This is a genomic window from Thiothrix nivea DSM 5205, from assembly GCF_000260135.1.
GTDB lineage: Bacteria > Pseudomonadota > Gammaproteobacteria > Thiotrichales > Thiotrichaceae > Thiothrix > Thiothrix nivea.
Genome location: NZ_JH651384.1, coordinates 1727680 through 1750066 on the forward strand (window position 1 = coordinate 1727680; position 22387 = coordinate 1750066).

Sequence of the window (22387 nt, forward strand, 5' to 3'; positions counted from 1 at the left end):
ATGGAAACCCTGCAAGGCAAAACCTTGTTCATCACCGGCGGCAGCCGTGGCATCGGGCTAGCGATTGCGCTGAAAGCCGCCAGCGAAGGCGCGAATATCGTGATTGCCGCGAAAACCGCCGAACCGCATCCCAAACTGCCCGGCACCCTCTACACCGCTGCCGCCGAGATCGAAGCCGCCGGTGGCAAAGCCCTGCCGATCAAGGCCGATATCCGCGATGAAGGGCAAATTGCCGATGCCGTGGAACAGGCAGTGACGGCATTCGGCGGTATCGACATCCTGATCAACAACGCCAGTGCCATCAACCTGACCGGTACGCTGGAAACCCCCATGAAGCGTTATGACCTGATGCAGCAGGTCAACGCCCGTGGCACGTTCGCCGTTTCACAAGCCTGCTTGCCACACTTGTTGAAAGCGCCAAATCCACACATTCTCACCCTTTCGCCGCCATTATCAATGAACCCGCAATGGTTCCGGCAACACCTTGCCTACACTATCGCGAAATACGGCATGAGCATGTGCGTACTCGGCATGGCGGAAGAATTCAGCGGCAGGGTGGCTGTGAATGCGCTGTGGCCGCGCACTGTCATCCTCACCGCCGCGATCCGGATGCTGGATGGCCTGGTGAAACCGGAGATGTGCCGCCACCCGGAAATTGTGGCCGATGCTGCCTGCCTGATCCTCAAACAGGATGCCAAGCAACATACAGGCAATTTCTACATCGACGAAGAGGTGCTGGCCGCGGCAGGAAGAGAGGATTTCGGGCAATATGCCGTAAGCCCCGGCTCCCGCTTACTGATTGATTTGTTTCTGGAAGATACACACATGAGACCGTAAGATGGTGGCAAGAAAAACAAGCCCGTAGCCTGGGTGCAAGGAGGAAGTGATGGAAAAAATCTGGCTGCAAAGCTACCCGCCGCATGTTCCGGCGGAAATTGACACCCACCAGTACCACTCGCTGGTGGATCTGTTCCGCAGCAGCGCGGCACAGTACGCTTCCCGCCCCGCCTTCAGCAATCTGGGCAAGGTGCTCACCTATGCCGAAACCGATGAGCTGACCCGTCAGTTTGCTGCCTACCTTATCCACGGCGCGGGCTTGCAGCCCGGCGACCGCATCGCCATCATGATGCCCAACCTGCTGCAATACCCCATCGCCCTGTTTGGCGCATTACGTGCCGGGCTGGTAGTGGTCAACACCAACCCGCTTTACACCGACCGCGAACTCGAACACCAGTTAAAGGATTCGGGCGCGAAAGCCATCGTCATCCTCGCCAACTTCGCCCACACGCTGGAGGATGTGCTGGATGCAGTACCCGCCAAAACCATTATCACCACCGAAATAGGCGACCTGCTGGGCTTCCCCAAATCGCTGCTAGTGAACAGCGTGGTCAAATACGTGAAAAAGATGGTTCCCGCCTTCCATTTACCGGAAGCCATCAAGTTCAATCAGGCACTGGCATTGGGCAAGCAGTATGCGCAGCGGTTTCAGGATGCGGAACCAAACCACGAATCCCCCGCTTTCCTGCAATACACTGGCGGCACCACCGGCGTAGCCAAGGGCGCAGTACTGACCCACCGTAACATGATTGCCAACATGTTGCAGGCCGAAGCCTGGACAACTGCCGACCTGGTATCCGGCGGCGAAATTTTCATTACCGCCCTGCCCCTTTACCATGTGTTCGCACTGACTGCCAACGCCATGTTCGCGCTAAAACTGGGGGCAAAAAATGTCCTTATCACTAACCCACGTGATTTGCCCGCCTTTATCAAGGATATGGCACAGGAACCCTTCACCTTCATCACCGGCGTCAACACTCTGTACAACGCCCTGCTCAACCACGCCGACATTGGCAAAGTGGATTTTTCCCGTCTGAAAATCTCCCTCGGTGGCGGCATGGCGGTGCAAAAAGCGGTGGCAGAACAATGGAAAACCCTGACCGGCGTGACCCTGTTGGAAGCTTACGGATTAACCGAAACCTCCCCCGCAGTCTGCATCAACCCTGTCGACCTGGCGGATTACAACGGCATGATTGGCCTGCCGATCCCTTCCACCGAAGTTTCCATCCGCGACCTAGATGGCAACGAACTGGGTGTGGGCGAAGCAGGGGAATTGTGCGTGCGCGGCCCGCAAGTGATGCAAGGTTACTGGCAGCGCCCGGATGAAACCGCCAAAGTCATGACGGCAGATGGCTGGTTACGCACCGGCGACATTGCCGTGATCGACGCGCAAGGCTTTATCAAACTGGTCGACCGGCTCAAGGACATGGTGCTGGTTTCCGGTTTCAACGTGTACCCCAACGAGGTGGAAGACGTGCTCGCCAGCCACCCCAAGATCCTCGAAGCAGGCGTGATCGGTGTGGCAGATGAACATTCCGGCGAAGTGGTCAAAGCGTTTATTGTCAAAAAGGATGGCAGCCTGACACTGGAAGAATTGCGCGAATACTGCCGCCATGAGCTTTCCGCCTACAAATGCCCGAAACAGGTGGTGTTTGTGGAATCACTGCCGAAAAGCAATGTCGGCAAGATTTTGCGCAAAGAATTGCGCAAGTTATAACAATGCACCCTAGCCGGTACAACTTAAAAACGGGTTTCAAGCGTAACGCCCAACACGCTTCCCGCTGGCTGGTCAAACAGCGGCACACCGCCATCCCGCGTGCGCCCATACTGATAATTGATGTAAAGCTTTTGCTTGCTGCCGAGCGGCTTGCCCACACCCAAATCCAGTTGGGCACGGGTCTGGTCGCGTTTGCTGTCGCCGTACAGCTTGGGGTCAAACGGCTTTTCGTCCAGTTTGTGGGCAAGCTTTAACCCGGCAGTGGGTTGCCACCCACCCGCAAACGGCTTGCCTTTCCACTCGCTTGACAGTTCAAGCTCACGGCGGTCACCACCCGGCCGGTTATCCAGGGCACGGTCGTATTCCAGACGCCCCCGTAACCCCACCTCATCCCCATCGCCCAACACTTTGCGATGTTCCAGTGCCACGCTCGCCACGGCGGATTCATACGCACGCTGTTTGGGGTAAGCGACATATTCCAGACTGCTAAGTACACCGGTTTTGGACTGCGTATTCGCCAACCAGGGCTGGTAATACACGCCACCCAGCCGCCCTTCCCCATTACCCGTTTCATCACGTACCAGATTCAGGTAGGCGCTGGACTCCCGCCCCTCATCCAAAGCTTGCTGCCTGCCGACAAAAAAGCTGATAGTGCTGAAATCCGACTCATCGGTGTAAGCCTGATGAGCGACGCCTGCCTGGGTGACCTTGCGCCCGCCATCTTTCTCTAACCGATAAAGGCCTTGCGCACTGACGAATGCTGAAGACAACGGACGGTTCCGTTCATCTAACGTACCTTCGACGGGCAGCCCGGAAAAGGGACTATTGAACATAATGCGTTCATGGCGGCTGCCTTGGTTGACATTATCCAGATAGCCTGCTGTTACTTGCACGGAACGTGAGTGGACTGGCGCTGTCTTTGCCTCCTTACTGGGAAGCAAGGTACGTGAGCCTGCACCCTGCGGCTCCCCGGGGTGGCAGACGCCATGCCTGAACAAGGCCATCAATTTGCTGAGGAAATCAGCCTGTCCCTGTAATGCAGGTTGTTGCGTCAATGCCTGTATGCGCTGGCTCAAAGCAGCCAACCGGGCGGCATCCCCTTGCTCACAAGCCTTTTCGGCCTGCGCCAACAAGGCTTCCAGGTTAATGGCAGGGCTATCATTTGCCCATACCGCAGCCTGCGTCATACACAAACCCACCACAGCCAACGCTTGAGCAACACAGCTGTTGCATGGTGACTTACGCAGGAAAACCGCTATCATGTAATCAAGGGGCGACACTAGCAGGTTGTGGGCTTACCGCCCCACCAGACCAGTTCAAGGTTCCGTCTGCGCTGAGCTGGGGGGCTATCTGGTGGTTAAACGTGTAACTGGCAGCAGCAGCGCCATTTGCCACGCTGACGTTGCCTTGTAAGCGGGTTTGCGGGTTGCGGCCATCATCACCCAATACGCCAGTCGTGTTGGAGAATGAACCCGTCGAACTCACCTTGCCAGTATAGTCTGGCGAAACCAGGGTGAAACCGGTGTCATAGGCGTTACGGACTGGGCTGACGCGCAAATGGGCATTATCAATGCCTGCCGCTGTTTGCGCCCCCGTCCCGGCATCACGGATATGTGCATCATAGGAACCAAGCACAAAACTGACATCCCGTTGTTCCGGCAGGATAGCCGTCGCAAATTGTTGGCCTGCGAGGTCAGGCGTGCTAGCACTGGGGCGTTGCGCTAGCTGCTGGTAGTCCTTGTCAACTTGTTCGCCAAGCGAAGTAGTGCCCGCCACAACGGTGGACGGATCATATTTCCCCCATCGCACGCTGGCAGCGGATTTGGTTTCTACTGCCCTTGCTGAGGATGCTTCCGTTTGCGAAGAAACAACAGCCGTTGTCGGCAAAACAAGTCTGGAAGAGGATAAAGATGTCTCCGACGTTGGCGCTGCCGCGACGGAAGCAGCAGTGACTGGCTTCAACGAGTCAGTCTCAGGCTTCACTGGAGCTGCTGTTTCCCTACTCATGTCTGGAATAGGTTCTGCAGCTCTTTGCCTGGAAGGCACAACCGTTTTGCTTGAATTATTCAGCGTTGAGGGCGTCCCGCCTTTATCGGCGGAAACCACTGCAACTGCCGAATTACTGCTGCTTGAAGCAAGTAGGCTTACTGAGTCCGGTGGCGCCACTACAGCAGCAGTCGACTCCTCTGCCAAGGTTGCCACAGGGGGCTTTTCAGGGACACTGACAATCGATGGCGGATCATCAACCCACTCAACCGCAACCCCGGAAACAGGGGGGGTCACAGGCTCAACCACCGCAATTGTTGGCCTATCTGGCGTTTTAACTACGGCCAGGGTTCCCACGGGGGGCTTTTCAGGGACACTGACAATCGATGGCGGATCATCAACCTGCTTAACCGCAACCCCGGAAACAGGGGGTGTCACAGGCTCAACCACCGCAATTGTTGGCCTATCTGGCGTTTTAACTACAGCCAGGGTTTCCACAGGGGGCTTTTCAGGGACACTGACAATCGATGGCATATTTTCCTGGGTAACGACTGCACGGGTACTGTCAGATGTTGTGGCTGTCATTGAAGACGCCACCACTGAATCAGCCAATGCCTGCACTGGAGCAGGAGTCGTAGAAACAGGTGTTGGCGTGACCGTAGCCACTGCGGTAGCTTCAACGCTTGTGGCTGGTGCGGAAGCTGCTGCCACTACCCCTGCGGCTGGCTCGCTAATCGCGGGAGCGGTTTCTTTCGGGGCAGTTTCTGTCGCCGCAAAAATATTGTCCAACGGATTACGCTCATCACGCACAGCCGTTTTGGCGGCGGCTGTCGTGGCTATAACCCAAATCGGTGTTTCAGTTACAACGCTATTAGCGGCTTTGGTGGCCGCTGCGACCAGACTCACCGATTGCGTGGCAGTCGCCGTTTGGCTGACGCTTCCGGTTTTGTTTTCAAGCACGGCAGTGGCAACAGCGGGTGTTTGTGTGGTGGCTTTTGGCTCCATGCCGACAGGAGACACTTTGCTTTCCCCGCCACTTCCAGTTGTTGGCGCTGTCACTGCGGCAGTATTGCCTGTTGTAGCCTTACCCGTGGCAGCTGGCTCGGCAGCGGTATTGCCTGTTGGCGCTGTCACTGCCACCTGACCCGTTCCCGTACTGGCTGTGCCAGCTGTATCCGGAGCCTCTTGCGGGTTAGCCGTGGCCGTTGTGGCAGTGCTGCTTTCCTGATCTGCTGGCGCAGCTTCTGTTGCATCGCGGCTCACAGGGATGGCGCTCACCGGCGCGAGTTCAGGCTTGGGGCTGCCGCTACGCACGACCAGGGCGAAACCGCGTTGCGTTTCCGACAGGAATTCCCCCCCAGCACACGCACCCAACCCCGAGCGCAAACAGCTACCACCGAGCTTGGCGACGGAGACCTTGCCGGAATGCACGGTAATCCAGGTTTCCCCGGCATCAGCCCTGACAGTATACTCTGTGCCCAACACGGCTATCGCTGCCAGCGGCGAGTTCAGGCGGTAACGGTCTTTGGCACTTTCCCCGCCCTTACCGGTAGCACTGGTGACTTCGCCTTCAATGAGTGTCTTGCGGATTTCAGTCGCCCGCACGTTGTCGGGGTCATAGGCATACTCGTCAAACATAAATATGGTGTCCGGCCCCAGCTTCTCGATGCCACCGTCGGCCATCAACAGGTTGACCCGACTGCGTTCCCTGACTTGCACACGACTGCCTTGCGGAATTTCCATTTGCAGCGCCAGCGGCGACACTGCGCCATCAGGCGTTACCACGTCTGCTTGCCCCAGAATATAGGTAACCTTGCCAATCATGCCCTCTGCCAGCACCGGTTCTTCTGTTGGGGAAACATCGGCGACAGCAGGCTGGACGAACAATATGTTCAACATCATCAATGCCCCAACCATAAATGACAACAAATTATTCATCCCTTTTCCCGACCCAAGCCTGCTTATATAGTTAACATCTCTTAATTTAGTATTGGTTAATTTTGGCAAAACAGACAATTGCTTTTATTTATTAATGGCTAGTCATAAGGAAATTAAGTTATTTAATACCTAAAGCATGGCCTGTAAAAGCACTCGCTTATACCCATGCAATTCATCAATAAGAATTAAATTCTGCTTATGGCAAGCTGGCAAGCGTATACACCCCAACGCTTTCCTGCCTACCTTTTAGGAGAATATTACCCCGGTTTATGAATGACCAGTGTTTTTTTAATCGTCCTACGGTTTGCTGGCTGACCACCAAGTGCTCGCGCATCTCACGCGCCAATGTCTGCAAGCGCGCCGTAACGTTGACGGCATCGCCAATCGCGGTGTAAGCGTGGCGAAAACGAGTCCCCAAATCACCAACGACCACATCCCCGGTATGCACACCGATACGCACCTCAATGGGTTCCCCTTGCAATAGGTTGCTGCCGATGGCATTGAAACGGGCGATTGCCGCCATCATGTCCACCGCTGCCGCCACACCCCGGTCAGCATGGTCTGGCTGTGGGAAAGGCGCATTCCAAAACACCATCACCGCATCGCCCATGTATTTGTCGACCGTCCCCTGGTGCTGGTGCGCTACGGCGGTCAGGCATTCCAGGATTTGCTGGGTCAGTTCCGCCAATACTTCGGGCGATACCCGTTCCGCCCGCTGGGTGAAATTGGCAATATCCGCAAACAACAGGGTCAGGCAACGCTTGCTGGGCTGCAACAGTTCATTACGGTTGTCATTAACGATATGCCCAACCAGTTGCGCTGGCAGGTAATCCTGAAACAATTTACGCAAATGCCCGGTGGTGCGTTGCGCCAACCACCATTCCAGCGGTACCAGTATCACCAGGAAGGCAAGAAACAAGACTACTGGATGCATGGGCACAAACCATTGCCGCGTCACCCACGCCCAGAAGCCCAGCCCCAGCCACGCCAGTGCCATCAACAAAGGCGCAAGCATTACCTGACCCACGCCAATGCCTGACATCAGCAACAGGTAGAGCAACGCCAGTCCGGCAAAGCCCGCCACCCAAGACCAGTAATCCAGTGAAAATGCTGGCGACTCATTATCATTCTGTAGCAACCACTGTAATATTTGCATATGGATGGTCATGCCCAAAGCATCTGCTTCCAGCGGCGTTGGGTGCTGATCCCCCAATAACGGCGCAGTCCCCGCCAGTAAAACCATGCTATTCGGCAATGCGTTGGCGATGTCGGGCAGAACCTTGCGCTGCAATACATCCTTGGCAAAAATGGCGCTACTGCCGATGTCCTCGCGGGCCAGCCGATAGGGAACCCGCCATAAGCCCTCCCTGTCCAGTGGCAGATTTACTGCGCCCCCCTCACCCAACAAATCCTGCCAGACCATTGCCAAGCCATTGGCAGTGGATGCAAAGGAGATGGCATACTGCCCTTGCTCCTTGCAGCGCAGCATTTCCAACGCCAACATGGGGTACAAACGCCCATCGTAACGGATGAGTGGAGGCACACGGGTCACCATGCCCGAAGGCACATCCTTAACCGGATTGACGTGACCTACACAAGCTGTTTGTGACAACTGGGCATTCAGCGCGGCATAACCATGTGCCTGCGGCAAAGTGGCGACGGCAGCGGAAGCGGGAAGGTCAACCCCACCAGCCAGCACGCCCGCTTTCATGGCATCATCGGGGGGAGTGAAGTCAAAAATCTGGGGGAGGACTACAGGATACTGCCGGGAAAGTGCCAGCAAGGCTGCATTACCCTCCCTGTCACGGGTATCCGGCATGGCAATATCCACCCCAACGACGCCGACTTTATATTGCTCAAACAAAATTTCCAGCAATTCCGCATAACGCTGGCGTGGCCAAGGCCAATCCTCACCGTATTTTTCCCGCACAAACTCCATGCTTTTGCTGTCAATTTGCACGACGAACACCATCGGCTGCTGATGCTCAGCTACTTCTATGCCCCAACGCTGATAGGCATTCCACACCGCAGTCTGCCAATTGCTGTAGACATTCCCGGGGTCAGCTTGCTGCACCCACAACAACACAATGGCCGCCCCTATCAGTAACAGCACGCGCCCACTTTTGCGCAACACCGCCCCTACCCGAACTGATGTAGGACTAACTGACAAAGCTCCCCTCCAGCAACAACAATTTTTTCATGGCAGCCTGATCCTGTCCGTGGCGAGTACGACGAGTGCCAAAGTATCAGTATTCCCGAATACCCACCCGGCTGGCAATTAGAGGTAATTTATGCAAAATGTTGCGGAATATATTTCGCTGGATGGATACGCTAATGGACACTACGCTGGAAACACCCGCTACCGCTTTCGCCAACCCCCCCAAATCCTTGCTGCGCCAGGTCGGTAAAGCCATTGGTGAATACCAGCTGATCCGCGCAGGCGACCGTATCTTGCTGGGCCTGTCAGGCGGCAAGGATTCGCTGGCGCTACTGCACATCCTCAACCATTTCCAACGTCATGCGCCGATCCGCTTTGAATTTGCCGCTGTCACCATTGACCCGCAATCCGACAGCTTCGACCCTTCCCCGCTGATCCCTTACATGGAAGCGCTCGGCATCCCCTACCACTACGTGCGCGAACCCATCGTCAGCCTGGCGGAAACGAACATGGATAACGACTCCTACTGCGCTTTCTGTTCGCGCATGAAACGCGGCCTGATGTACCGCACCGCCCGTGAACACGGCTACAACGTGCTGGCCTTGGCGCAACACCTGGATGACCTGGCGGAAAGTTTCCTGATGTCTGCGTTTCATGGTGGCAAACTGAAGACAATGAAGGCACACTACCGGATAGACGCGGGTGATTTACGAGTCATCCGCCCGCTGGTAATGGCGCGGGAGCGGCAAACGGCTGATTTTGCCAAAGCGGCTGCATTACCCGTTATCGTCGAAAATTGCCCCATGTGTTTCGAGATGCCCACCCAGCGCCAACACATGAAGGAATTGCTGGCGGCGGAAGAGCAACAACACACCAACCTGTTCAAAAGTTTGCTCACCGCCATGCAGCCCTTGATAAAAGAAGGGTTGGAAAAAACCTGAGATGTCGACAATCCTGGCTTTTTTTGGCCGATTGTCTAGACACAAACAATAGATTGTATAAAGATAGAGCCTCAAATAATAATGGGGCATAGCGCCCAAACACCACGGTAACAGTCACTTACCGATTAGCTAGAACGAGGAGTCAACTATAATGTCTGATGTCAAAACCTATCCCGTCCCCGCTGAATTTGCCGCGCAGGCAAACATCAACGCAGAACAATACGCTGACATGTATAAACGTTCTGTCGATGATCCTGCCGCATTCTGGGGTGAACAGGCCGAGCAATACCTGAGCTGGTTCAAGAAATGGGATACTGTGCTGGATTGGAGCTTCAACCAGGAAGACCTGCACATCAACTGGTTCAAGGGCGGCACGCTGAACGTTGCCCACAACTGCCTTGACCGTCACCTTGACACCCGCGGCGACCAAGTTGCCATCATCTGGGAAGCAGATGATCCAAACGTTGACCGCAAAATCACTTACCGCGAACTGCATGAAGAAGTCAGCAAATTTGCCAACGTATTGAAATCCCGTGGCGTCAAGAAGGGTGATCGTGTTTCCCTGTATCTGCCAATGATTCCGGAAGCGGCTGTTGCCATGCTGGCCTGCGCCCGTATCGGTGCTATCCACTCCATCGTATTCGGCGGCTTCTCGCCTGATGCGCTGAAAGACCGCGTGAACGATGCGTCCTGCGAAGTCATCATCACGTCCGACCAGTCCATGCGCGGTGGCAAGAAAGTTCCACTCAAGAAGAACGCTGACAAGGCAGTCGAATCCTGCCCGCAAGTCCACACCTGCATCATCGTACAGCGTGGTGGTGACCCGGTTGCGTGGACTGAGGGTCGTGATATCTGGTATCACGAAGCCATTGCTGCGGCTTCTGCTGACTGCCCGGCTGAAGAAATGGATGCCGATGATCCGCTGTTCATCCTCTACACCTCCGGCTCCACCGGCAAACCCAAAGGCGCGCTGCACACCACCGGTGGCTACCTGTTGCAGGCGGCCATGACCCACAAGACCGTATTTGACTATAAGGACGGCGAAGTCTACTGGTGTACTGCTGACGTAGGTTGGGTAACAGGCCACTCCTACATCGTTTACGGCCCGCTGGCCAACGGCGCGACCACCCTGATGTTTGAAGGCATCCCGACTTACCCTGACATTTCCCGTTTCTGGCAGGTCTGCGACAAGCACGATGTCTCCATTTTCTACACTGCGCCAACCGCTATCCGTTCCCTGATGGGGGCTGGCGACGAGCCAGTCAAGAAAACCCGCCGTTCCTCCCTGCGTCTGCTGGGCACGGTAGGCGAGCCAATCAACCCGGAAGCCTGGGAGTGGTACTACAATGTGGTTGGTGATGGCCGCTGCCCAATCGTTGACACTTGGTGGCAGACTGAAACCGGCGCACACATGCTGACCCCGCTACCGGGTGCTACTGCGTTGAAACCAGGCTCTGCAACTACGCCGTTCTTTGGTGTACAGCCTGTACTGCTCGATGACAAAGGCATCGAAATCGAAGGCAACCCGGCGGAAGGTAATCTGGCCATCAAGCACCCATGGCCTTCCATGATGCGCACCGTATTCGGCGACCACAAACGTTTCTTTGAAACCTATTTCGCCATGTACCCTGGCTACTACTTCACCGGTGACGGCGCACGCCGTGACGAAGATGGCTACTACTGGATCACCGGCCGCGTGGATGATGTTCTGAACGTTTCCGGCCACCGTCTGGGTACTGCCGAAATCGAATCCGCACTGGTTCTGCATCCGAAAGTGGCTGAAGCGGCGGTTGTTGGTTATCCACACGAACTGACCGGCCAGGGTATCTATGCTTACGTCACCCTGATGGCAGGTGAAGAAGGCACTGACGAGCTGAAGAATGAGCTGGTTGGCTTGGTACGCAAGGAAATCGGCCCGATTGCCAAGATCAACCTGATCCAATGGGCCCCTGGCCTGCCGAAGACCCGTTCCGGCAAGATCATGCGCCGTATCCTGCGCAAGATCGCGGCTAACGAGACCGAAGGTCTGGGTGACACTTCCACACTGGCCGATCCAAGCGTAGTTGATAATCTGATCGACAACCGCGAGAATAAGTAATACGTTCCCCCCCCCCACTCCAACCCCTCTCCCTCAAGGGGAGAGGGGCTTTTATTTTCCGCCTGAAACCTGCCCCTTGTAGCCAGATACAGCTTATACTTGTCGCCATCAAAATAAGCGATACAACATGCCATGGCTACCCTACAATTCAATCCCTCCGCAAACGAACCCATCCGCGTGCGCGCCCTGCTGCTTGGCAGCCGCATTGACACCAAACCTTTCCGCGCTGATGAAACCGTCGCCATCAATCCGCTGACCCTGGCTGTTCCGGGCGGTGGCTGCGCCGTACTGTTCCGTTATGGGGTGGTAGTATTCTTTGGCATGAGCGCCGAGCAGGAAACTTCTTTTCTTGAACGCCTGTTACCCCTGACCGGGGAGCCGCGCACCTGGCCGGAAGACGAAAAACTCAACTTGCGCATCGACGCCAACACCCGTGAAGGCATCGACGCCAACGGCTGCCTGTGGTTGCAGGACACCTCCGTCCACCGTTTGCAACTGGTCGCGGAAATGCTGGCGCGTAGTGAGGTACTGTCGGACGATGAAGCCCGTGTCGCCAAGACGTTCGAGCAGATTGAACCACTGGCCCACAACCTGAGCAAAGGGCGTTTCGGCCAGAAAATGCCGGAACTGCTGAGCTACATCGGTGATTCACTACTCAGCCAGCAGCGCATGGTGGGCCGTGCTGAAGTCGCCGACAAACCCGACCTGCTGTGGGAACGCCCGGAACTGGAAGGCTTGTACCTGCAACTGGAAGACGAATTTGAGTTGCGCGACCGGCATCTGGCGCTGGAACGCAAGTTACAGGTTATCTCCAACACCGCCGAAACCCTGCTGGATTTGCTGCATACCCGCCGCAGCCTGCGGGTGGAATGGTACATCGTCATTTTGATTGTGGTGGAAATCGGCCTGACACTGTATGAGCTGTTTGTCCGGGGGCATTGAGCAACCGCGCTTGATGGGCACTCTAGAGAAATACTGCACCCACCGGGCCTGCCCCTTGGCTGGTAGATTCCTACACGACGATCCTGCCAACAAACAGGGATTGTGTTACCTCACCTTCGGCGCGGTAAATGGCTGTTTTACCTGGCTCCTTGACCAGCCAGACCTCTTTTGCGCCCTTGGCCAGATAAAGCAAAACCTTGTCCTGCATTTCGGCAAAGGTGTTGGAGGGGGAAACGACCTCAATACAAATTTCGGGGGCTTTGGTAAACGGCGTCAAGTCACCCTGCTCGGCAACGAATGCTGGGCTGCACCAAGTAACATCGGCCACTTTCACGCCCTTGGGGGTATCAATGGAACACTCGGTAATCACCCTGCCAGTATCCAGTTGGGAACGCAACAACCAAACCAGTTCACTCTGCAAATAGCCGTGAAAGTTCGAAGCGGGTGACATTTCGATATGCCCTTTTTCGTTTAACTCGATTTTAAATGGCAGGTTTTTCAGGGAAGGCTCTGCCAGCACATCTGCCCACTGCATGATAGTCGTAAGCGTTCACGCCCTCTGATAGGCATTGCAGCGATTTTATAGTAAATTCACCCCATCCCAATAACGAGCCATTATCCCCTTGCCAGCCCTAGCCCACCCACTGCCGACCACCCTTGATGAAGCACATCAGCTGATCGTGCGCCAACAGGAACGGATAGCCGGGTTGGAGAAGCAAGCGGCACGGGTAGTGGTGTTGGAACAGCAAGTCGAAACGCTGCAAAAACAGCTCGAAGAACTGGTGGCCAAACTGGGCAGCAGTTCCCGCAACAGCTCCAAACCGCCGTCCTCAGACAGCCCGGAACAACGGGCAGCCCGTCCAAAACGCAAGGGGAGTGGCCGCCCGCATGGCGGGCAACCCGGCCATCCACGCCACGAACGGGCGTTATATCCCCCCGAACAAGTGACCCGCACTGAACAGTATTTCCCGGAAAGCACCTGCGCCTGTGGTGGGGCAGTGGCGGTTGACTGGGAAAACCCTTACCGCCATCAGGTCACGGACATCGCCCCTCCGCCGCCACCCGAGGTGACGGAGCACCAGTTTTACCACGGTGTCTGCCAATCCTGCGGCAACCAACACCACAGCCAGTGGCCGGACTGGGTCCCCAGCGGGCAAATGGGTGCGGGTGTGATTGCCTGGATTGTGGTGCTGGCCGGACAGTTTCGCCTGTCGATGCGCCAAACCCAGCTCCTGTTGTGGGAAGTCTGGCAGGTGCGCTTCAGCACCGGGGCGATCAGCAAAGCGCAAGGCAAATCCATCCCGTGGATGGGGCCGCTGTACCGTCAGGTCGGTGAGCATGTGCGTGGGCAGGCGGTCTGCCATGCCGATGAAACCCGCCATTACCGTGGCACGAACACCTACTGGTTATGGGCATTGGCGGACAACACCGTCACGTACTTCATGACCCATTACTCACGCGGCAAGGCTGCCGCCGATGCCTTGTTGGGCAGTTTTACCGGTTATCTGGTGACAGACCACTTCAGCGGTTACGGCAATGTCCCGCCCGAACGGCGGCAACTGTGCTGGGCACACCTGATCCGGCACTTCCGCAAGATGGCCGGGCGTTGTGGCGGAGGGGGAATGGTTGGCAAACGCCTGCTGCTGATTGCCTGCGCCACCGTCCGCACCCATCACCGCTGGCAACAGCACCCCGAAGGGGCGGCACGCTACCGGCGGCGGATACTGCGCCTGCGCCGCAGCTTCCAGGCCACCCTCAGCCTGGGCGAAGCATTGGATAACTGCAAACGCACCCGCAACCAATGCAAACATCTCCGTAAAGATGAGGCCATGTGCTGGACTTTCCTCAAGGATACACGCATTCCCCTCACCAATAACCGCGCTGAACGGGTGATCCGCCCCTACGTGCAATGGCGTAAGACCAGTTTTGCCAGCCAGTCGGCACAAGGGGACAGGTTCCGGCCAACCGTGCTGACCGTGTTGGGGACTGCCCGGCAATTGGGGATGGATATGGCAACCCTGATGCGCTATGTGTGCTCCCAAGGCTTGGCTCATAAGCCGGTCGCCGTGCGCTTCCCCTTGGGGCAGGTCTGTACCCGCAAACCGCTACAAATGGCGTGAACGCTTACCGTGGTTATGGGGTAAGTATAGCGAATTCCGGGGATATGTTAAGGGAGCAAGGAACCTGTCAGCAAGCTGGCGATTTCATCGCGGATGGACCGGAAGTTGGGGTAGCTCCTCTTGGGCAAGCCCGCCGTGCGTGCCCAGCCAAACATGGGCTGGGCACGCAGATAGCATCATTCAAGCAGCAGTTGCATGATGATGGGGATGATTTTGGTCGCGTCGCCGCTGGCTCCATCCATCGGATTGATGGGATCGCGGCCTGCATCGATTTCGGCTTTGTCGCTCATGCCATCGCCGTCGGTATCCTGCTTTAGTGGATTAGTTTTGTATAAGTCCACTTCGTCTTTATCTTGAAGTCCATCACCATCTGTGTCTGGTTTCAGCGGGTCAGTACCAATTTCTAATTCATCCGCATCAGTGAGTCCATCACCATCACTATCCTTACTAATTGGATTAACCGTTATAGTGATGATGGCAGCATCAGAACTCAACTCGCTATCGTTAGTGGTGAAGGTGAAGCTATCCGTTCCGTGCCAGTTGACGTTAGGATTATAGACGGCTTTGTTATCGACGAGTGTCACAGTACCATTGGCCGGTTGGTTAATAATGCTATAAGTTAGAACATCTCCATCTGGATCATAACCAAACAAGGTAATCTCCACGGGCGTATTTTCATTGGTCGTTACGCTATCTGTGTTTGCTGTTGGGGAAGTATTGCTTTTTTGTATTACCAGATCTATTTGCTGTTTCGGTGTAGATGTTGAAACTGTTGCATCAGCACTATTGGATAAAACTCCATTGCTCTGAGCTTGTAGGCTATATGAACCAGCCAATAAACCTGTGAAGCTGAAACTGCCGTTGTTATCTGTCAATGAAGTCGCTGTTGAGGAACCATTCAGTGTTACCTCCGCATTCTCCAAAGGTGCTCCGTCATAAGACAAAACATACCCGGTAATGCTCATTTCCGGAGTGATGGTGGCTGAGCGGGTTACAGAACCGTTATTTACATTACCTTCAACATTTCTGGCTTGAGCACGTACAGTCAGGTTACCTGCAATATCAGGAACAAACCACTCATGTTGCCATTTACCATCAGCATTTACCGACAGATTCCTAATTATCGATTCCCAATTACCCCCATCTATGGAGTATTCCAGCTCTACTTCACGAATGCCGTAAGTCGCTCTGCTGCTATCACCACCATCCTGTGCAGTGCCTGACAATACAATCTTGCTGCTTCCTGTTAATTGGGCAGAAAGGGCGTCTAAAGTCACGCTAGGTACATCTGTTGAAGCTGAAGTTTCAGATATGGTCAGGAAAATCTTATCGGAAACCTCTGTTCCCAAATTATCACCGACATATACCATTACCTGATAACCATCCCCTGATGCACCAGAGGAATAACGATCAGGCGCAATCCAGCGAACCTGACTGTATGGTGTAGCCCCAGCAGGCGTAATATCTACAAAGGTTCCACTATCAGCTCGCCACGCAGCAAATAAATTCTTAGTGTGGGTGACATTGTTTGAGTCCACACAAGAGGAGCTGCCACCTGAAATATTGACTTTTAAATCAACAGTACGCAGCTCAACACCATCCAGAGTATCTACACCTTCATCAATCTTCTGAATTGTAATCGAAGGAGGAGTTACTCCGTAACAGACAGGCTGCTCATAGCGTATTCCAATCGTTCCATCTTTTTTGGCATTGCTGGAAAAATCACTTTGGGTAATTGTTGGCTTACTTAACGACTTATTTTGCAAATTAGCCGACTGGAGCATTAAACGATGCAATATAATAAAGACATCTTCACGATTAACCATATCATCAGGCCGGAAGGTCGTCTTACCTTCGTCACCTTTAGCCAACCCTTCCTGAATAGCCCGGTAAATGTAACCTGCTGCCGGATGTGAAGCAGGCACATCTGAGAACATGGTAATACCTGAGAACGATTTAAGTGGCTCCAGATCCCACGCTTCCAGAATTGCTTTTAGCGTCCAGGCTCGACTGATATTGGTAGCAGGACGGAATAACGGGTTCATATTATCGCCAGCACCTCTATCGAAGACCGCGACACCATCATCAAAGAGCAAATGGGACAAATACGCTACTTGATTGTAATACCAGACGGTAGCGTCATTGACATCAAGGAATGTTGAAGAGAAATCCGTTCCCGCCCATGCGAGGAACTGGCTATCTGCATTAGACTTTCCGCCCCCTAATGCACGGTAAATCATAGTCGCCAGTTCTGCCCGATTGGCAGGAGTCGTACCACGAAGATCATGATTTGCCGGGGCGTCAATAATCTCCTGCTGAACCATGTAATCAGCAGCATCCTGCGCCCAACCTGAAACGTTGATATATTTATTTTCTTGCGTCGTGAAAGAACGGGGTGCAGACCATACCCCTCCCTGACCCGTGACCGTATTGCCTGCCCGCACCCGCCAGTAATATTGCGTGCCAGCCTTCAGCGCAAATCCGGCATACTGGGATGATGTGATCACCGCTGTCTCACAAGTGCTGCCACAGGTCGCATTCGAACCACTCTGGGCATCCGTAAACCCGGAAAAGTCTGCGGTCTCACTCACTACAATCCGGTAACTGTTTGCGCCCGCAACATCGCTCCAGTCAAAGTTCTGTGTGGCTTTAGCAACCGTCGCAGCATTATTCGGAGCCTGTAAAACAGGAGCACTAAATGCGTCATAAGCCGTCGTGAAAGAACGGGGTGCAGACCATACCCCTCCCTGACCCGTGACCGTATTGCCTGCCCGCACCCGCCAGTAATATTGCGTGCCAGCCTTCAGCGTAAATCCGGCATACTGGGATGATGTGATCACCGCTGTCTCACAAGTGCTGCCACAGGTCGCATTCGAACCACTCTGGGCATCCGTAAACCCGGAAAAGTCTGCGGTCTCACTCACCACAATCCGGTAACTGTTTGCACTACTAACGTCGCTCCAGTCATAGTTCTGGGCGGATTTATCAATCCCACTAACAACATTACCAGGCGACTGTAAAGCAGGAGCACTCAACGCATCATAAGCCGTCGTGAAATAACGGTAAGATGCCCAATAGCCACCAACACTGCTATTGCCTGCACGGACTTTCCAATAATAGCGGGTTCCCGGATTCAGGCTGAAGCCCGAGTAACTGGATGAACTGGTGGTGGCCGTTTTGCATGTGGTGCTATTGGTACATGCACTGGAGGATTCCGAAAATCCCGAAAAGGTACTATCCGTGCTGACCACGATACGGTAGGTAGTAGCTCCGAAAACACTACTCCAGTCAAAGTTGTAATTGTTTTTGGTGACATCAACCGCTGCATTGCTGGGTGAATAAAGGCTGGGGGCAGCCAGTGCATCATAAGCCGTCGTGAAATAACGGTAAGATGCCCAATAGCCACCAACACTGCTATTGCCTGCACGGACTTTCCAATAATAGCGGGTTCCCGGATTCAGGCTGAAGCCCGAGTAACTGGATGAACTGGTGGTGGCCGTTTTGCATGTGGTGCTATTGGTACATGCACTGGAGGATTCTGAAAACCCCGAAAAGGCACTGTCGGTGCTGACCACGATACGGTAAGTAGTGGCTCCGGAAACATCGCCCCAGTCAAAGTTGTAGTTATTTTTTGCGACATCAACCGCTGCATTGCCAGGTGAATAGAGGCTGGGGGCACTAAGCGGATCAGAGGAAGTACTGATTGCTGTACGTTTCCATTGTGCGCTGCTCCAGCCGGATAGAATGGTAGTTGCTTGAGGTGTTGAACTGGATTCTACATTGATGTATACGTCAGGCTTCCATTTATTCTTGATACGCACATAGCCACTTTCCGCAGATTCGAAAGTCCAAAGAGCACTGTGCCAATAGCTCTGAATACTACTACTTCTTAATGAGCCATACTCAATATTCAGACAATAACTGCTATTGCTCTTCTGACAAATATTATATGCGCCATAGGATGAATTGTATTTAACAATCCATTGAGAATTACCATTCAGCGTAAGATCATTTAGTCTCCACCGATTGTTGAAAGTTTCAATTGTATCTGCACTAACAGTACCACAAGAAAGAATCCCGAGAATAATAAAAAAACCTAGAATTATCTTTCTCATATGATCCACCCTAATAAATAACCAACAGCCCATCGGGGCAATACACTTGAAAAATCGTAACCACACAATGCAAATATAAAACCCACAACATCTTTTTTACTTAAACAGCGGATAGTTATTATTTATTGCTCTATACAATATCAAAGCAGCCTCAGCTCTCTTAATGGTTTTTGCTGGCTTAAAAAGACCTGCAAACTCACCTTTCTCATATCCTGTAACCAAACCATTCACATGAGCAGTTTCAACATATCTAGAGAACCACTCATTCTCTAACACATCTGGAAAGACACCATCATAGTCAGGATCAATAGAATAACCAAATGACAGCAACAAAACCTTTGTTGCTTCGGCACGGTTAACAAATACATCAGGCTTAAACAAACCAGTAAGTTTTCCATCCTCTTTATAGCCGCTAACAAAACATTTACTTCTGGCTTCTTCTATATATTCAGTTCTAGCATCATCCGCACTAACATCAGAGAATGGCATTGCCTGTCTTTCTTCTTTATCACAGGCGTCATTGTTCAACTTGACCCCTTGAGCTTCTAGAAACCTACGCGCCTTCATAAGCATAACAATAAAATCGCCGCGCGACATATCATCATTCGGCCTAAACTCATAAGAATCATAGAGAGGCTGCACACTTAACAATCCTCTCACAGCCAGCTTCTCAACTGCCTCAGCCGCCCACCAATAATCATACCTATCCCCTTTAGGAAAGTCTGAGAAATAATACAACCTTAACTTCCCTATATTTATTAGTTTACTCTGTATCGACCATATTAATTTTTCTTCCAAAATTTCAGCATTACTTTTCAATTTATTATTTATATAGAAAGAGGAAACAATGCCCGCCACTTGCCCTAGGTTCATTCTTACAGGCTCCATTCTCAAGGTACCATAACCAACATGACTTGCAGAAACTGCGGAGGTTACTAGCAAATTATTTACTTCTTTTGGAACAATCACCCCTAAAGGGATAACGCCAGTGGCTGTAAGATTTTGCAAATAAAACTCACCTTCCCCTTTATGATAATAATTAAAATCATTTTCTTCATCCCTATAATAATCATAATTATCATAACTACTAACTGCGTGAGAATCCATAGGATAACTAGTGTATCCAATACTGGCATTCATCTTTTCATTAGTTACTCTTTTATAAGGTTTATCTCTAAGATCAAGAGCAGAAAACCCTTTTGCTTTATTTTTTCTAGCATTGTATAAGTCATATGGCGTTGAATCTTTTTCAGTAAATATATACTGTCCCTTCATTCTTCGACTTTCCCTCACATACATGCGATAAGGCATTCCCTTCTCAAAAAACTCAGTAGCCAATGATATATTTTCACCTTGGCTCAATATGCGTTTCAGGGTCTTGTTTTCCCCGGCATTGCAAACGTGATGGATAGCGGTAAAGTTAGTCATTTCCGATAGCCAAGGAGAGGCTTTATGACCTCGCTCATCAGTATTTCCAGCCTGACCAGTGATGCCGCCTGTTTCGAGCAAGTCCGTTCCGTGCGTTGGCCTAATGGGGTGATTTGTCCGCACTGCGGTTCACAGGACACTATCCGTCGAGGCAAGGATGACACCCAGCAGGAACGCCAGCGTTACCAGTGTAAGGATTGCCAAAAGCGTTTTGATGACCTGACGGGAACGGTGTTTGAAGGCCACCACCAGCCGCTGAAGGTGTGGGTGTTGTGCCTGTACCTGATGTCGTTGAAACTGTCCAACCAACAAATCGCCCGCGAATTGGGGTTGAACAAGGATGATGTTCAGGCGATGACGGAACAGTTACGGCGTGGTGTCGAGAAAAAAAACGCCAGTAAACCTGTTTGGGAATGTTGAATTTGATGAGGTTTATGTCAAGGCTGGACACAAGGGAAACCCCGAAGCCGTCGCGGATGCTGGGCGTGAAGGTCGCCGCCGCGCCCTGAAAGGTGCGCCGGGGCGTGGGACACTGGAAAAGGACAAACCACCCATTTTCGGCATGATCCAGCGTTCCGGGGAGGTCGTGATCCGTATGCTGGCGAATGTGAAACAGACGACGATCAAGCCGTTGATTGTGGAAACGGTGGCAGCAGGCACGCTGGTCTACACCGATGAGTACAACATTTACAGCCGATTGGAAGAATGGGGCTATGCCCACAAAACCGTCAACCATGGCGCAGGCGAATATGCCCGTGACGAAGATGGTGACGGTTTCCATGAAGTCCACGTCAATACGATGGAAGGTTTTTGGTCACTGTTACGCTCATGGTTACGACCTCATCGGGGGATCTCACAAGAAAAGCTACCGTGTTACCTTGCATTCTTCGAGTCTCTTCACAACATCAGGAAACGGGGGCAAGCTGCCTTACAGTCCTTGCTTTCGCTGCTGTTGGGATAAGACCCTGAAACGCATATTGAGCCTTCACCTTTATCTTGCCAAAACTTTATAAAACACAATGCTCTTTTCTTATGTGCATTTTCAACATCAACCCTTTCATTCCAATCTGCGGCATGGTAATTATAGTTTCCCCCTTGCAAATCAGAACCCTTAGGATGAACATTAACTTCAAAATATTTTTCTCCCGGGGACCATCCATTTTTAGCCCAACTATCTAAAAAATCAGGAGCGCCGTCAAATTTATATATAGAACAATCCGGCACTAGGGCTTTCCATACATCAGTTTCAACAACAGATTTTGCATTCTCTTTTTTTACAGTTAAAAAATATGAATATGCCTGCAGCTTTTCATCACTCCTAGATGTCAAAGGTGTAGCATCAAGAAATTTATTTTTTTTAGGATTCCAGTACAACTCTCCTGCAAACCCTTCTTTATATGTTTCAGTTGATTCTCTCCCAATCGTCATGCCAACTCCTGACTTTTCCGCTAAATCGCCAGTAATTGTTGCATCTATAAAGTAGTCACCTTTTATATTAACCCCACCTGACAGACGCCCATTGTCATCTATGGATTCAATATTAATAGAATCTATTTTCCCATTACTCATTACAACATCAGAAACAACATAACCTTTATAAAAATAAATGCCTGTATTCTTTAACATATCAGCTATAATATTACTCGCGATACTTGGTTCATGGCGAATACCATTCCAAGATTCCAAGTTTTTCCCATCATAATAACTTTTAACAGCCTTTCTAAACTCATCAAATAACCCCGACGTTAATTCATAACCATTTTTATGGGGTATAACACCATCATAAGTTAACCCAACATGACTACACTTTTCGTAATCTGGTACGTCTGCATTATCAGGTTTACATACAGGCAACCCACTATCAGAAAAGTTTAACCCGCTAGTAATCATCCCCCCCATTGCTTCAGTTTTTTTCACCCTAGTTATCAGACAAACCTCTTTTCCTTCTCTCGAAGCGGACACAGCCGCTCCTACACCTGATGCAGTACCCCCCACTACGACCACATCACATGGGTTAGCACTAGCATAGCTACTACTTAAAAGAACACTAAAAACCAAGATTATCTTGTTAATTAGCCTCATAGATCACCACCGTTAAATTTTTCAT

13 protein-coding genes and 1 pseudogene are annotated in these 22387 nt (G+C 52.4%); 7 read left to right on the plus strand and 7 right to left on the minus strand.

Annotated elements, in window-relative coordinates; genetic code table 11:
• The gene (locus THINI_RS08745; RefSeq protein ID WP_002708239.1) at positions 1–837 is read left to right on the plus strand and encodes an SDR family oxidoreductase; all 837 of its coding nucleotides are present in this window, start codon (positions 1–3) and stop codon (positions 835–837) included.
• 49 nt (positions 838–886) lie between these two features.
• Entirely contained in the window at positions 887–2554 is a 1668-nt protein-coding gene (locus tag THINI_RS08750; protein ID WP_002708240.1) for an AMP-binding protein, read from the plus strand.
• A gap of 23 nt (positions 2555–2577) precedes the next feature.
• Here the strand turns inward: THINI_RS08750 and THINI_RS08755 are convergent, their stop codons facing one another.
• From THINI_RS08755 to THINI_RS08765, 3 genes are all read right to left on the minus strand, one after another.
• The gene (locus THINI_RS08755) at positions 2578–3741 is read right to left on the minus strand and encodes a hypothetical protein (RefSeq protein WP_002708241.1); all 1164 of its coding nucleotides are present in this window, start codon (positions 3739–3741) and stop codon (positions 2578–2580) included.
• 79 nt (positions 3742–3820) lie between these two features.
• On the minus strand, positions 3821–6442 hold the full coding sequence (locus THINI_RS08760) for a FecR family protein (protein ID WP_169314602.1): 2622 nt from the start codon (positions 6440–6442) through the stop codon (positions 3821–3823).
• A gap of 232 nt (positions 6443–6674) precedes the next feature.
• Positions 6675–8648, minus strand: coding sequence for an adenylate/guanylate cyclase domain-containing protein (locus THINI_RS08765; protein ID WP_002708243.1), 1974 nt, complete (start codon positions 8646–8648; stop codon positions 6675–6677).
• A gap of 164 nt (positions 8649–8812) precedes the next feature.
• Between THINI_RS08765 and THINI_RS08770 the strand changes: the two genes are divergently transcribed.
• The 3 genes from THINI_RS08770 (at position 8813) to THINI_RS08780 (ending at position 12617) form a co-directional block, all read left to right on the plus strand.
• On the plus strand, positions 8813–9577 hold the full coding sequence (locus THINI_RS08770) for a tRNA 2-thiocytidine(32) synthetase TtcA (protein WP_002708244.1): 765 nt from the start codon (positions 8813–8815) through the stop codon (positions 9575–9577).
• A gap of 151 nt (positions 9578–9728) precedes the next feature.
• Positions 9729–11675: an acetate--CoA ligase gene (gene acs, locus THINI_RS08775; protein WP_002708245.1), complete on the plus strand. Its 1947-nt coding sequence runs from the start codon at positions 9729–9731 to the stop codon at positions 11673–11675.
• A gap of 132 nt (positions 11676–11807) precedes the next feature.
• Entirely contained in the window at positions 11808–12617 is an 810-nt protein-coding gene (locus THINI_RS08780; RefSeq protein WP_002708246.1) for an RMD1 family protein, read from the plus strand.
• 70 nt (positions 12618–12687) lie between these two features.
• Here THINI_RS08780 and THINI_RS08785 read toward each other — a convergent pair whose 3' ends face one another.
• On the minus strand, positions 12688–13152 hold the full coding sequence (locus tag THINI_RS08785; RefSeq protein WP_002708247.1) for a Uma2 family endonuclease: 465 nt from the start codon (positions 13150–13152) through the stop codon (positions 12688–12690).
• An 88-nt stretch (positions 13153–13240) separates the two neighbouring features.
• Here THINI_RS08785 and tnpC point away from each other — a divergent pair, with 88 nt between their 5' ends.
• Complete coding sequence (gene tnpC / locus THINI_RS08790) at positions 13241–14737, plus strand: IS66 family transposase (RefSeq protein WP_002707503.1); 1497 nt, start codon at positions 13241–13243, stop codon at positions 14735–14737.
• A 176-nt stretch (positions 14738–14913) separates the two neighbouring features.
• Here tnpC and THINI_RS08795 read toward each other — a convergent pair whose 3' ends face one another.
• Both THINI_RS08795 and THINI_RS08800 read right to left on the minus strand, forming a co-directional pair.
• On the minus strand, positions 14914–18852 hold the full coding sequence (locus THINI_RS08795) for an Ig-like domain-containing protein (RefSeq protein WP_002708248.1): 3939 nt from the start codon (positions 18850–18852) through the stop codon (positions 14914–14916).
• Positions 18853–18948: 96 nt separating this feature from the next.
• A complete protein-coding gene (locus THINI_RS08800; RefSeq protein WP_040839311.1) occupies positions 18949–20280 on the minus strand; it encodes an FAD-dependent oxidoreductase in 1332 nt (443 codons plus the stop codon).
• A 24-nt stretch (positions 20281–20304) separates the two neighbouring features.
• Here THINI_RS08800 and THINI_RS27240 point away from each other — a divergent pair.
• Positions 20305–21241: pseudogene (locus THINI_RS27240) on the plus strand (IS1595 family transposase).
• On the opposite strand, the gene THINI_RS24245 reads toward THINI_RS27240, so the two are convergent.
• A complete protein-coding gene (locus THINI_RS24245) occupies positions 21178–22362 on the minus strand; it encodes an FAD-dependent oxidoreductase (protein WP_081485810.1) in 1185 nt (394 codons plus the stop codon). The pseudogene THINI_RS27240 and the gene THINI_RS24245 sit on opposite strands and share 64 nt — an antisense overlap.
• Positions 22363–22387: the final 25 nt, after the last annotated feature.

Excerpts from the sequence above, each read along its gene's own strand:
- THINI_RS08745 (WP_002708239.1), top strand. The coding sequence starts at position 1 with ATGGAAACCCTGCAAGGCAAAACCTTGTTCATCACCGGCGGCAGCCGT.
- THINI_RS08750 (WP_002708240.1), top strand. The coding sequence starts at position 887 with ATGGAAAAAATCTGGCTGCAAAGCTACCCGCCGCATGTTCCGGCGGAA.
- THINI_RS08755 (WP_002708241.1), bottom strand. The coding sequence starts at position 3,741 with ATGACGCAGGCTGCGGTATGGGCAAATGATAGCCCTGCCATTAACCTG.
- THINI_RS08760 (WP_169314602.1), bottom strand. The coding sequence starts at position 6,442 with ATGATGTTGAACATATTGTTCGTCCAGCCTGCTGTCGCCGATGTTTCC.
- THINI_RS08770 (WP_002708244.1), top strand. The coding sequence starts at position 8,813 with ATGGACACTACGCTGGAAACACCCGCTACCGCTTTCGCCAACCCCCCC.
- acs (WP_002708245.1), top strand. The coding sequence starts at position 9,729 with ATGTCTGATGTCAAAACCTATCCCGTCCCCGCTGAATTTGCCGCGCAG.
- THINI_RS08780 (WP_002708246.1), top strand. The coding sequence starts at position 11,808 with ATGGCTACCCTACAATTCAATCCCTCCGCAAACGAACCCATCCGCGTG.
- THINI_RS08785 (WP_002708247.1), bottom strand. The coding sequence starts at position 13,152 with ATGCAGTGGGCAGATGTGCTGGCAGAGCCTTCCCTGAAAAACCTGCCA.
- THINI_RS08795 (WP_002708248.1), bottom strand. The coding sequence starts at position 18,852 with ATGAGAAAGATAATTCTAGGTTTTTTTATTATTCTCGGGATTCTTTCT.
- THINI_RS08800 (WP_040839311.1), bottom strand. The coding sequence starts at position 20,280 with ATGACTAACTTTACCGCTATCCATCACGTTTGCAATGCCGGGGAAAAC.
- THINI_RS24245 (WP_081485810.1), bottom strand. The coding sequence starts at position 22,362 with ATGAGGCTAATTAACAAGATAATCTTGGTTTTTAGTGTTCTTTTAAGT.